Origin of the sequence: Corallococcus sp. CA049B (assembly GCF_003611685.1) — a bacterium.
GTDB lineage: Bacteria > Myxococcota > Myxococcia > Myxococcales > Myxococcaceae > Corallococcus > Corallococcus coralloides.
Genome location: NZ_RAWC01000005.1, coordinates 38,681 through 51,841 on the forward strand (window position 1 = coordinate 38,681; position 13,161 = coordinate 51,841).

The 13,161-nt window shown below is 72.9% G+C and carries 5 protein-coding genes; all 5 read left to right on the forward strand.

Annotated features, from left to right (window positions below):
• Positions 1-66 precede the first annotated feature (66 nt).
• The 5 genes from D7W82_RS02030 to D7W82_RS02050 are packed head-to-tail and all read left to right on the forward strand — an operon-like array spanning position 67 to position 13,159.
• The gene (locus D7W82_RS02030; protein ID WP_120616702.1) at positions 67-3,783 is read left to right on the forward strand and encodes a phage tail protein; all 3,717 of its coding nucleotides are present in this window, start codon (positions 67-69) and stop codon (positions 3,781-3,783) included.
• Positions 3,780-11,393: a hypothetical protein gene (locus tag D7W82_RS02035; RefSeq protein ID WP_120616703.1), complete on the forward strand. Its 7,614-nt coding sequence runs from the start codon at positions 3,780-3,782 to the stop codon at positions 11,391-11,393. Before D7W82_RS02030 ends, D7W82_RS02035 begins: the two co-directional genes overlap by 4 nt.
• A gap of 31 nt (positions 11,394-11,424) precedes the next feature.
• Entirely contained in the window at positions 11,425-11,766 is a 342-nt protein-coding gene (locus D7W82_RS02040) for a hypothetical protein (protein WP_120616704.1), read from the forward strand.
• Positions 11,766-11,975 carry a hypothetical protein gene (locus tag D7W82_RS02045; protein ID WP_120565664.1) on the forward strand — a complete coding sequence of 70 codons (210 nt, stop codon included), beginning with the start codon at positions 11,766-11,768 and terminating at the stop codon, positions 11,973-11,975. The genes D7W82_RS02040 and D7W82_RS02045 overlap by 1 nt, the downstream gene beginning before the upstream one ends.
• Complete coding sequence (locus D7W82_RS02050) at positions 11,972-13,159, forward strand: phage baseplate assembly protein V (RefSeq protein WP_120616705.1); 1,188 nt, start codon at positions 11,972-11,974, stop codon at positions 13,157-13,159. Before D7W82_RS02045 ends, D7W82_RS02050 begins: the two co-directional genes overlap by 4 nt.
• Positions 13,160-13,161: the final 2 nt, after the last annotated feature.

Sequence of the window (13,161 nt, forward strand, 5' to 3'; positions counted from 1 at the left end):
CCACCGCGCCAGGGCGGGCTCCCGTGGCCGCGACGCAACGCTGTTTCTCGTGGAGGCGCGGACCCCATGAGCCTCCCCTCCCAGAGACTGATCCAGCTCCTCCCTGGCCTCTACACGGCGCGAGACTTCACGCTCGCGGACCAGCCGCTCCTCAAGCTGCTCGCCGTGCTGGGCATGGAGCTGGATGCGTTCGCGCGCGCGGTGGATCAGCTCTGGGATGATCACTTCGTGGAGCGCGCGGGTCCTCAGGCGCTGCCGTTGCTCGCGGAGTTGATGGGCGCACGGCTGATCACCGACGACCCTCGCGTGCAGCGCGGAGTGGTGGCTCGCGCGGTGGCGTGGCGCAGACGGAAGGGCACGCTCGCGTCGCTGGAGGAGGTGCTCTCCGTCACCAGCTTGTGGGACGCGGAGGTGGACGAGTCCTTCCGTTCCCTGCTGGAGACCCAGGACCTCAATGACCTGCTGCCCTGGCGAGGTCGCAGCGCGGTGCTGTGGGATCCCATCGGCCTCGCGGATCCGCTCACCCGCCGCTCGCCGGGCATCGAGCGTCCTCGCGAGGGTGTCCCGGAGCGCGGACCCTTCATTGGCATCGCCCCTGGGGAGACGCTGGACCAGGCCTTGCGCCGGTTGGGGAGCGCGGATGCGGGCCGGGTCGCCGCGACGCCGCGCACGCTGGACCTGCTGGGCTGGGCACGCCCGGATGTCGCCCTCATCCGCACCGCGCGGCTGACGCCCGTGGAGTTGGAGGAGGTCACCCCGGCCACCGTGCACACGCTGCCCAATGGCTACCGGGGCTTCCGCGTGGATCCGCTGGACCGCGATGGTCCCCTGGTGTGGCTCAAGCCGCTGGAGCGCGCGGACCTCACCGGAGGCCTCACCGCGCGCCATGAGCCCGCGCCTTCGTCACTCGCCACGGGACGCACGGCGGCGATGCTGCTCACCCCCACCGCGCTGGCCGAGGACGCCGACGCCGCCGAACGCGCGGAGGCCATCACCGTCTCCGTCGACGGCATTCCGCTGGTGGGGCCCGAAGCCCTTCCGCTCCTGCGTGGACCCCTGCCCACCGCGCCCGTCGGGCCCGCGCCCACGCTGCGGTTCGCGGACCGGGGCAGGCCTTCGCCCGGAGACACCTGGCGGCTGACGCTGCTGGCCGCGCGTGAGAACTCGGACACGGTGCTCCTGTCCACCGAGCTGGTGCCGGACGCACTGAACACGGTCACCGTCACGCCGGAAGCGAACCAGCTCCTGGGCGGCACCACGGCGGCGTTGCTCGTCGAACGCGTGAGCGGTGAGCCGCGCCTGCGCGACGTGGTCGGCACGTGGCGCACCCTCACCGCAGGGCTGCGCCAGGGGCCTCCTCGCAGCAACGCCGTTCGCGTGGACCTGGCCGGTGCGCCGTGGGTCGCGCGCATCGAGCAGCACCTCGCGGACGGCAGCCTGCGCCTTGCCCGCTTCGACGCGAGCGCCGACGGTGCTCCGTGGCAGGTGGCGGAGCTTGGCGGCGCGTTGCCTCCGGACGGTCCAGGCATGTCCCTGGCTGTCGCTGGCGACTCCCTGTTGCTGGTGGCACCTGACGGCACCGGGAAGCTGGGCATCTGGTCAGTGACGGGGCTGGACACCGCGACTCCAGCGGGGACGCGGTTGGACACCGCGAGCCCACGGCAGCCCGCGGCGCGACTGGCTCCCAGCCTGTGCGTGCGCGGCGGACGGCTCTTCGTCTTCGGCGGTGACCTGGGCGGTGCGCCCACCGGAGATCTCTGGTCGCTGCAGATCACGGGCGGACCGTGGCGGCCCCATGCGGTGCGCAACCGCCAGGAGCGCAAGGCCGCGACGCTGCTGAGCACGGCGCAAGGACTGATGCTCCTGGGCGGCGAGGCCGTGACAGGGGAGCTGGCCGTGCAGGTGATGTCCTGCGACCCGGCCTCCGCGAGCCCTGCCTGGCGTCCCCTGGCCCCACTGCCCATCACCGCGAACCTGCCCGGCACGCTCGTGGCGACCACCACCACCGATGGCGTGGAGGCGCTCGTCTGGGCGGACACGACGCGTCCTCAATTGATGACGTTGAAGGCAGGCGAGGGTGCCTGGGTCGTGGGACCGCTGGAGACCTCGGGCTCGAACCCGCCCGTTCCAGGCGAGGCGCTGTACGTCGACGGTCGCGTGCTCCTCGTGGAGCCGGCGCCGCTGCCCCCGTCGGAGGTCGTCTTCTCACTGGGCGGGCGCGGCTACCTGGCCTTCCTGCCAGAGCTGGCCCTGCTCCCGGATGAGCTCCTGCGCTTTAACGTCGCCAATGACGGCGCGGCGTTCATCGAGCCTCGCGAGGGCCAGCCGCTCCCGCTCGATTCCCGGCCCGGTGGGGCATACCACTCGCGGGATGCCTCCGTCGCCGGTGGTGCTCGGCGCTACTCCGTGCCCGGACGGCTGGGGCGCCACCCGTTCACGCTGCGCCAGCGAAGCCTGGGCCCGTGGACGACGCTGGCTCCGAGCATCGCCTCCGGCATCGTCGCGGTGGACCCGCGCCTGGGCCGTGTCGTGCTCCAGGACGACGCGCCCGTGGGCCGCGTCACCGTCTCCGCGCGCGTAGGGCGGGGCGCTTCATTGGGGGCAGGGCTGCTTCCGCCGGACCGCCGTCCGCCCGCCGCGTGGGCGGAGCCGGACTTCCCGTTCATCGACCCGCCGGACCGTCCTGGCGACCGCTCCGGCACCGGCCTTCCTGTCACCGCGTGGATCTCCCCGGAGCGAGCGGGCGGAGTGCTGGCGGCCGGCGGCCAGGAGCGCCCCATCGTCGCGACCCTCGCGCAAGGTCTCGACTCCAGCGCGTCCTCGGTGCTGGCGACTGGAGGCCGGGCGCCGCCGGACATCGCGACCGTCACAGAAGGAAGCCCCTCCGGATCCCAGCCGATTCTGGGCCTCATTGGTTCGCCGCGCCTGGCTCCGGAGCGTCTGTCGCAGGGGGTGGACAACGGGCTGTCCCTCTTCGCCGCGGACACGGGCGCGGCGCCCTGCATCGGCGCGGATGAGGACGGCCTCTCGCTGGCGCTCTACCCGGGCTTCGGCGGCAGCGCGGCCACGCGCGTGTGGCTCGCGGGCCTGTGGCTCGCGGGACGGCTGGACCTGGTGCTCGCTCGCGGGCAGGCGGACCTGCGCTGGTGCAACCTGGGCGCGCCCGGACAGGTGGGCCTGTGGATGCCGGGCGGTGGGCACCAGGACATCAGCGCGCGGCGCTCCCTGCCTCCCGCGGATGTGGAGCTGCGCCTCTACGGCTGCATGGTGGGCGTCATCGAACTGCCGCCCTGGGTGCACCTCATCGCCGCGGGCTGCACCTTCGACGCCGGAGACCGTGACGCCGTCGCCATCCGCGCGGCGGGCGCGAGCGTGCGGCTGCGGCACTGCACGGTGCTGGGCGCCACGGAGGCGGGCGTGCTGGAGGCCTCCTCCTGCGCCTTCGCGGGCGAGGTGCGCACGGACCGGCCGGACCTGGGCTGGCTGCGCTACAGCCTCTACGCGCGCGGTGGACAGCCCCCGGTGTCGCACCAGTCGCGGGTGCACACCGTGTCCTTCCAGTCGAACCGCCAGACGGACCCGGGCTACCTCGTCCTGGGCGACAACAACGGCCCCGAAGCGCTCCACGCCTCCGAGCGCGGCGGAGTCCCCGGTGCCCACGACGAGCGCTCCGACCACGAGCGCGAACTCTCCGCGCGCACCGACGACAGCATGCCCATTGGCATCACGCCCTTCCACGCCGACCGCAGCCAGGACGACCTCGTTCGGATGAGCCGACCATGACCGTGAAAGCGTACACCTCCAGGTCCCGCTTCGACGAAGCCCGGCGATTCTCCGGCGTCTATCAGCAGATGGGGCGCATGAGCCTCGACGCCGACTGGAACGAAGAGGTGCGGCTGCGCACCGTGGACGCGCGCCGCCGCTCCGCCGACGTCGCCGAGGGCTCGCCCGACGACGGCTTCCGCATCGTCGATACGTACCTCGTGGACCCCATCCGCAACGTGCTCGGCTGGACGGGGCAGGGCCTGCCCGCGGATGACGAGCGCATCATCCCGCGCGAGCTGCGCCTGGACCGCTACGACACGGAGACGCTGCCCTTCGTGGTGCGCAGCCGGGGCCACATCGCGCTGCGCCGCACGCTGCCCGCGCCGCTCAACCTCACGGCCGTGCCGCGTTCGGATGGCACGAGCTTCACCGCCTCCGCGCTCGTCATCAGCCTGCGCTTCGAACGGCCGCCCACCGACGATGAGTTCATCGACCTGCAAGTCGTCGTCGCGGACACGGAAGGGAACGAGGCGGTCCTCTCCGCCGGCCTGGGGCAGCGGCCCACGGGCTGGAACGACGTGCGCTTCCCCGTCGCCGCGTTCGCGAGCGTGGATCCGACGAAGCTGAACTCCTGGGGCGTGCTGGGCCTGCCGCCCGTGGCTCGCACGTGGGTGGCCGCGCTGCGCGTGGAGGACGCGGCGCTGGGGGCCGATATCATTATAAGGGGGGGTGACGGGACGCTGCCGGGCGCGGGCCGCATGCTGCTCGACGGCGTGCGCATCTTCCTGGAGCAGGACCTGCGCTACTCCGCGCAGCCGGATCTGCCGGAGGCGTCTCCGCTGGCGGCGCTGCCCACGGACGGCTCGCGGCACCACTTCTTCTTCCTCGACTGCTGGGAGCAGACCACCACCCAATACGACGACGCGTTCCTGGAGGAGCCCGCGCTGGACGGCCAGGACACCACCGTGCGCCTGCGGCTCGTCACGCAGGTCCGTGCGCTCCAGGGCCTGGCCGCAACCGACGCGGAAGACCTCCCCACGCCCACCAGCAACGCGCGCCTCACCACCAACATCCCGAAGGGCGCGCTGCCGGACCGCTTCCCGCCAGAGCCGCTGGACCCCTGCCGCGACCGCTGCCTGTCCACGGAGAACGCCTCCACGGGCGAGGGCTACACGGGCACCGACAACCTCCACTTCCGCGTGGAGTTCTTCCGGGGCGGCGCGCAGCCGGTGGTGCTGTGGTCGCGAGACAACGGCTCCACGGTGCTCCCGCTCACCGCGGCCGCCGCGGCGGATGCGATGACGCTCCAGGTCTCCCCCGCGAGTGCCGCGAAGCTGCGCGCGGGTGACCTCGTCGTCATCGAGGATCGCGTCACCCGGCTCCAGCCGGAAGGCCCGTCGCTGCCAGTGCTGCGGCGGCTGCGAGGCGTCCAGGCGGACACGGGCAAGCTGGAGCTGGCGGACGCGAGCGCCGTGCTCACCACGGACCCCGTGCCGCTGCCCGTGGGAGGCACGCTGGGCCGGGCCTTCAGCCCGGAGCAGGGCGCGGTGGTGCGCCGGTGGGACGGCGGCGACCTGCTGGTGCCCAACGTGCGCTACCGCTTCGACGACGGCATCACCCTGGCCTTCGCCAACATGGAAGGGCGCGCGACCGAATACTGGTCCTTCACCGTGCGAGTGCGCGCGGCGGACGGCGCGGCCCGGGGCGAGGTGGAGCAGCTCACGGACGCGCCCGTGCACGGTCCGGTGCACCACTGCGTACCGCTGGCGCGAGTGACGGGCGGCGCGACGCGAACCTTCGAGGACCTGCGCCCGCGCTACCTCCCGCTCGCCCAGGTGCGAGACCGATTGGTGGAGCTCTCCGAGCGCGTCATCGGGCCTGGCGTCTTCACGGTGGTGGTGGGCGACGGCGTGCGCAGCTTCGGCGACGTCGACCAGGACCTGCTCGAAGGCATCACTGGCGACGAGGCGCTCCAGGCCGCGGTGGACAGCATGGGCGGGCAGGGCGGCTCCATCTTCGTGCGCGCCGGCCGCTACAAGCTGGAGCACCCGGTGCTGCTGCGCAACCTGTCCTCCGTGCACCTGCTGGGCGACGGCGAGGCCACCGAGCTGCGCACCCAGGGCTCCGGCGGCGCCTTCTTCGTGGACCGCTGCGGCCTGGACGGCGACGTGCGCATCGAGGACTTCAAGCTGGTGGAGGCCCCCTTCGAGGACGGGGTGATTGGCGGTGGCCTCCAGCCCGGGGGGAAGGCCGTGAAGGCGAGCGTGGCCATGACGAACGGCCAGCGCTTCGTGCCGCTGGTGGAGGTGGACGACGACCGGGTGCTGGAGGAGGACGACGTGAAGCACCCGTCCGCCGAGGCCGACTTCGTGGACGTGGTCGCGGGCCGCATCAAGGCCATCGTCCCGGGCCAGGGCCGCGCGGCGGGCTCCGTGGTGGCCACGCTGGTGCAGCTGCGCAAGCTGCAACGCCAGCACCCGGGCCAGCCGCTGGAGGACGTGCCGGAGGCGAAGCCGCTGCTCGACGCGCTGGCGGCGCTGCCGCACGGCGTGGTGACGCTGGCGGACTCCAGCGGCGTGACGCTGCGCCGCTGCCTCATCCAGGCGAACCAGGCCGGCTCGGAGGCGACAGGCGTGCTGGTGACGGGCACCTGCGCGCGCATCGTCATCGACGAGAACCGCGTCGGCGCGGCGACGGGCATCGCGGTGGCGCCGTATGCCCCGTATCTCGCGGAGCGCTTCCTCGCGTCCTTCCCGCGCGCGGGCCTCTTCGTGGACGCGCTGGCCATCACCCGCAACCGGCTCCAGCCGCTGGGAGACGCGACCACCGGCATCCACGTGGCGGACGGGAACCTGGCGGGCGTGGAGGTGCGCGGCAACCGCATCCAGGGCTTCCACGTGGGCATCCTGGTGCAGGACCTGGCGGAAGGGGGACTCGCCGGGCCGGTGGACCGCGTGGTGGTGGCGGAGAATCAGATTCTGGGCTCCGCGGCCGTGGGCATCCAGGTCGCGGGCGACGGCGTGGACATCGTGGGCAATGAGATCCGCAACGCCGGGTCGGACGGCCTGTTCCAGGTGGGCATCCAGCTGGCGGGCCGGGCGCTGCGCGTGCGCGAGTCGTGGATCTCCCTGCCGGCCGTGCCCGCCGCGTCCGTGCTGGGCGTGGTGGCCGGCATCGTCGTGGGCGACGGCCTGGATGACGGCGCGTCCAACGGCCGCCCCGCCTCGGACGTGGAGGTGGTGGACAACCGCATCGAGGGCGACGGCGAGTCCACGCCGGGCTTTGGCATCCTGCTGGGCGGTCCGCAGCCGGTGTTCGACGTGCGCATCCGGGGCAACGTGGTGCGCGCGCTGGGGGACTCGGCCGTGCGCACCTGGGGCACGGGTGGCGCGGTGGGGCGCCTGCGCGTGGAGGACAACCGCTTCGAACAGGTGGCGCTCGCGGACGTGCCGTCGCAGGAGGACAACACGCTGGCGCTGTCCCGCCTGGACCCGGGCCTGGAGGCCGTGCTGAGCGCGGACGCGAAGGCCCGTCCCCGGCCGCTCGTGGAGGCGCTGCTCGCCAACGCCACGACCCGCGTGCGCGCCCCCCTGGACGCGGCGCTGCGCTGGCTGGAGCGGCTGACGCTCCGGGGCGCGGTGGTGCTCGCGGGCGTGGACGAGGCACAGGTGTGCGGCAACCGGCTGCTCCAGGTGGGACGCACGGAGGCCTACGGCGCGCCCGGACTCCCGGACGCGGAGGTGAGAGCGGCGGGCATCGCGGTGGTGTCCGGCTCCGGCATCACCGTGGAGGGCAACGAGGTGGACGGCGTGCACGCGCCGGTGACGACGACGCAACCCCCGCCAGTGCCGGGGCCGGTGAAGCTGCCGCCCATCACCGTGGTGCTCCAGCAACTCAGTGTCACGAGCGCCACCGTCCGCCCGGAGCGCGCGGACGTGCACGGCGCCTTGGTGGGCATGTACGCCACCGTGTTGCAGTACACGGGCGCGAACGTGGACGGGCGCCAGAAGATTGGCCGGGGCCTGTACGGCCCGCTCGACACCCTGGTGGTGGAGCTGGAGGACCTGGGGACCGTGCCCGACTCCGTCCTCAATGCGCTGGTGACAGACGTGGCGGATCTGCGTACCGCCCAGGGCTTCAACGATCACACCCAGACCTCGCACGCGGTGCGCTCGTCGCTGGCGCGCGCCTCCAGCTTCACCGCCCCGGAGCCCGTGTCCCAGGAGGCGTGGGACATGGTGGCGCAGTTCGACCTGGCCACCGTGTCCGGCAAGGACGCCGTGGCGAGCACCGCGGACCGCATCAAGGGCGCCTTCGACTCGCTGGTGCAGGGGCTGCCCTCCGACACGCAGGATTTCCTCCTCAAGGCCCTGGCCCGGGTGCAGGGCGGGCCGGGTGACCTGGCCGCGATCGTCATGCTGGCGGGGGGGTTGAGCCAGGTGGCCCTGCTGCGCGAGGCGCAGGCGCAGCGCGCGCGGCAGCCCGTCATCGGCCAGGCGGTGGGCCCCAAGAAGACCATCATCGGCACCTTCGCCCAGGCCGCGTTGCAACAGCTGCCGCTCCAGCCGGGCACCCGCGGCGCGCAGGCCAACACGGACGTGCTCGTGCAGCTGCGCACGTCCAAGGACGCGCTGACGGATCAACTCCAGGAGCTCCACCCCGCGCTGGCCTCGCAGGTGGAGGCGGACTACCGCGACGTGGAGCGCACGGGCGGCCAGCTGCAGCCGGTGGTGGACCGCATGCGCGCCACGCTCCAGCAGGTGCTGGACTTCACCACCGGCGTCCTGCCCTCGTCGGACGTCACGCCGGAGGACGGCGCGCGCGTCGCGGCGCAGGGCCTCACCGCCACCATCGGGCTGTACGCCACGAACCTGGACCGGCAGGCGGCGGGCCTCGTCACCGAGTCCGACGACACGGTGGAGAAGCAGCTGCGCGCCTTCGGCACCGCGGTGGGCCAGCTGGGCGAGCTGGTGAGCGGCGACGCGGAGCTGTCCGCGCTCTCGTTGCAGGCGCACCAGGCGGTGATCAACGCCATCGCCCAGCCGCAGAATCGGCTGGAGCAGGTGTCCATCGCCCGGGGACTGCTGGACCGCATCCGGGTGCGGACGCTGGACGTGCTCCCGGTGCCCACGCCCCTGCCGCCCGTGCCGGTGCAGGCGGAGCCGCTGGAGCGCTGGGTCTCCGCCCTGGGCGCGCTGGTGCTGGCGGTGCGCGGCATGGCGCCGGGGCCGGTGCTCGGCGGCTCGTTGCAGCTCTACCTGTCCCAGTACGACCGCGTGCTGGACATCGCGGGCATCCAGGGGAAGCTCCGCGCGCTGGCGCTCCAGCGCGTGAACGACGCCATCACCGCGCTCACCAGCGGCAACGGCGGCGTGCCCGCGGTCCAGGCCCTGCACCTGCTGGTGGACGAGCCCGCGACCACCGCCGCGGAGGCTGTCGCCAGATCCAGCGCGGTGACGGCCGAGCTGGACGCCGCCGCGGTCCTGCTGCGCGCCGTGGAGCAGGCCCTGGATCCCGCCGAGGACGACGCGTCGCGAGTCGCGCGGCTCCAGGAGTACCTGCGCCAGCGCGCCGACAAGGTCTCCGCGTCGCTCGTCGCCGTCGTCACCGGCATGCAGGCGCTGGACGCCATCCTGGACATGCTGCGCAAGTCGCTGGAGCAGCTGGCGCGCGGCGAGGCTCCGGACCCCGGCGACCTGGTGGACCCCGTCTTCGACACCTTCCCGTCGCCCGCGGACGGCCTCTTCGTGTCCGGCGTGCAGGGCCGCGTGCGGCTGGCGGACAACACCGTGCGCGACACCGTCACCGGCATCACCGCCCTGGGCGCGGCGGGGCACCTGCTGACGGAGGCCCCGACGGATCCAGGCTCGCTGCTGGACGTGGACGGCAACCGGCTGGAGGGCTGCGCGGTGGCGGGCCTGCGGCTCCTGCCGGACCTGTCCGTGACGGTGGTCTCCGACAACCACCTCTTCGCCTGCGCGGGCCTGCCCACCGCGGGCGAGCCCGGACTGGGCCAGGCGGTGGCCTCCTTCGTGGGCTCCGGCGAGCTGGTGGTGAATGGCAACGTCTTCCTGGAGAGCGGCAACACGCTGCCGCAGGCGGTGCTCCACGAGGTGGCCATCGACTGGCGAGGCGAGACGGTGGTGCGCGGCAACACCGTGCGCCACGCGGGCGGCGGCGGAGGTGGCGCGGGCGTCCTCGTCGTCACGGACACGCTGCCTCCGGACCTGGTGGCGAAGCTGTCGCGCGTGCCCTTCCTCGCCACGGATCCGGTGCCCAAGCCGAGCACGGACGGCCGCGCGGTCCTCGGCAAGCCCGCGCCGTCCGCCGTGGCCACGCTGGCCCCGGTGCCTCGCGTGGAGGACCTGGTGCAGCTGGGTTCGCTGAAGCAGAAGTTCGCCACGGGGCCGGTGCTCAACCGCGCGCTCACGGTGACGGCCGCGGACTTCGCGCCCAGCCTGAGCGCCAGCGCGGCGGCGTCGCGCTACCTCACGGCGGCGACGGCGCTGGTGCAGCCCGCGCTGGTGGACTTCCTCGTCAAGCCCCTCCCCATCCTCCCGCGCCCGCTGGTGAAGGCGAAGCGGGGCGTGCAGGTGGAGGGCAACGACATCACCGCGCGAGGCCCGGCGCTGCTCCTCTTGGGCAACGGCGGCGCGGTCATCTCCGCCGCCGTGTCCGGCAACGAGCTGCGCAGCGAGGGCGGCGTGGGCGCGGTGTACCTGCGCCGCGCGGACTCCACCGTCTTCAGCGGCAACCGGTGCCAGTGCCTGGACGCGGTGAACGTCGTCGTCCTGCGCGTGGAGCGCGCGCCGGTGACCTTCACCGGCAACGTGGTGCTGGGCGCGGAGACGGTGACGCCGCCCCGCCCGGTGCTGCGCCCCCAGTGGCTGATGCCCTCGGACACGCTCACGCTCCAGATTCCCGTGGGCGGAGGCTCCACCCTGGGCGTGCCCCTGGACCAGGAGCTGCTCCTGGGCGGCCTCCAGCGCCGCCGCGACGTGGCGAGCGACGCCTTCTCCACGCTGCTCGCGGAGCTCGTCACCCAACCCGTTCCCCTCCCGCCCCAGGCCGGGCCGGAGTTCCCCTCCAAGGGCGTGCTGGACCTCCCCACCATGCAGGACGTCCGCGCGAAGCTGCCCGCGTCCATGGACGTGACCATGGCGGCCCGGACGCTCTACGGCATCGCGGTGACGAAGGACGACTCGCCCACGAGCGCGCTGAAGGACCTGGTGGACCGCGTCGCGATGCACGCGGACAAGCCCGAGGACGTGCAGGGCCAGGTGCGCTCCGTGCTGGCCGCGGCGGACGGCGACCCGAAGAAGGCCCTCCAACTGGTGGACAAGAGCGTGCTCGGCATCGACTCGGCGGCGTCCACCGTGAAGGAGAGCATCCTCAACGTCTCCGTGCTGCACGAGGTGCTGGCGGACTCTTTCTACACGGGCGACTCCACCGGCCCCAAGCCGGTGCAGGACGCGGGCATCCGGCCCCTCCCGCCGGAGCCGCCGCCGGATCCGTATGCCCACTCCGTCATCATCCTGGGCGGCTCGCGCGTGGCCGCCGTCGGCAATGCGACCACCTCCGGCGTGCACGTCCAGGAAGCCGATGCCGTGGTGGAGCTCAACCCGTAGCGCTGGAAGCCCCTTTCGCGAGGACACCCCCATGCCCGATCCCTTCGCCCTCAGTGGCCGCGTCGCGCTCCAGCGCACGGCGCTGCCCGAAGTCACCCTCTCCGCCACGCCGGACGCGCCCGACGCGAAGGCCGCGGCGCTGGAGAACTTGGCCGGCACGCGCGCGAAGCTGGACCTGGACACCGCGGTGCTCCGGGCGCTGGACGTGCGCATCTCCCGCCTGCCGCCGGTGCCCACGGTGCCCGTGACGCTCCAGGACCTGGTGCGCGCCGCGCGCCGCAGGCTCGCGTCCGAGCGCCAGCGCGACGTGGGCGTCTGGGTGGACACGCGCGTGAAGCTGGCCACGCGGCTGGTGCAGAAGCTGGAGGAGTGATGCGCAAGCTGCTCGAAGCCAGCATGGGGCAGCGCTGCTACCTCTTCACCACGCTGGGCCAGGTGTACGTGGGCCTGGTGGTGGAGCTCATCGACGACGTCGTCCACCTCACCGGACCGGATGGCGCCACACCCGTCTACATCAACCTGTCGGACGTCTCCGGCGTGCGCCAGTACGACGAGGACGACGACCTGGGGAGCGCGCGATGATTGAACAACTGCTGCAGCAGCTCATCGAACGCACGGAGAGCCGCTACTTCGGCAAGTACCGGGGCTATGTGACGAACGTCTCGGACCCGCTCAACCTGGGGCGCATCCAGTGCGTGGTGCCGCGCCTGATGGGAGACGTGGCCACGGGCTGGGCCATGCCGTGCACGCCGTACGCGGGGCCGGATCAGGGCCTCTTCGTGGTGCCGGACGTGGGCGCGGGCGTCTGGGTGGAGTTCGAGGGTGGAGACCTGTCCCAGCCCATCTGGAGCGGCATGTGGTGGGGGCAGCCCACGCTCGCGGACCTGGGCCAGCCGGACTCCACCGCGCGAGTGGCCCCGGACGTCAGCGAGATTCCCAAGCACGACTACCCGCCCCAGTCCGCGGTGCCGGGCGTGCGGATGCTCAAGTCCGCCACGGGCCACTACATCGTCCTGGACGACCGGCCGGAGACCGCGCGCGTGGAGATCCACGATCGGCAGGGCAACCGCGTCATCCTCTCCGCGGAAGGCCTGGACCGGCTCATCAGCAACGAGCGCACGGTGAACGAGGGCAACCGCTCCGCGGAGGTGGACGGCGACGACCGGCTGGAGGTCGCGGGCACGCAGGACGAGACGGTGGACGGCAACCACACCCGTAACGTGGGCGGGGACGTGTCGCTGCACGTGACGGGGTCGCTGACGGAGAAGGTGGACGTGGCGGGCTACTCGCGCACGGTGGGCGGCAGCGGCCTGAAGGAGGTCGTCGGCGGTCCGCGAGAGGACCGCGTCCAGGGCAGTCACACGCGCATCGTCTCCGGCGCGTCGCAGGAGACGGCGGTAGGGGGCTTTGGCGTCACGTCCGGGGGCAACATGAACCTCGCCGCGGGCAAGGCGGTGAAGGTGGCCGCGGCGATGCCGGACCTGCCGGGGCCGTCGCTCAACGCCGTCTCCATTGACGCGCTGGCGGGCAACGTGTCCATCAACACGATGCTGGGCGTGTGCCAGGTGGGCGGCCTCTCCGCCATCTCGCCCATGGTGCTGGGGGACGGGCTGGCCATCCACTTCACGATGCTGGCGCAGATCCTCAAGGCGGTGAACCCGCTGACGGTGGCCGCGTACGGGCCGCTCCTGGATGTCTGGGCGGCGATGACGCCGATGCTGGACTGGTCCTACTTCGGCTTCGTCAAGCGCATGCCGGTGGGGTGACG

Coding starts and splice junctions, on each gene's coding strand:
- D7W82_RS02030 (WP_120616702.1), top strand. CDS start 67: ATGAGCCTCCCCTCCCAGAGACTGATCCAGCTCCTCCCTGGCCTCTAC.
- D7W82_RS02035 (WP_120616703.1), top strand. CDS start 3,780: ATGACCGTGAAAGCGTACACCTCCAGGTCCCGCTTCGACGAAGCCCGG.
- D7W82_RS02040 (WP_120616704.1), top strand. CDS start 11,425: ATGCCCGATCCCTTCGCCCTCAGTGGCCGCGTCGCGCTCCAGCGCACG.
- D7W82_RS02045 (WP_120565664.1), top strand. CDS start 11,766: ATGCGCAAGCTGCTCGAAGCCAGCATGGGGCAGCGCTGCTACCTCTTC.
- D7W82_RS02050 (WP_120616705.1), top strand. CDS start 11,972: ATGATTGAACAACTGCTGCAGCAGCTCATCGAACGCACGGAGAGCCGC.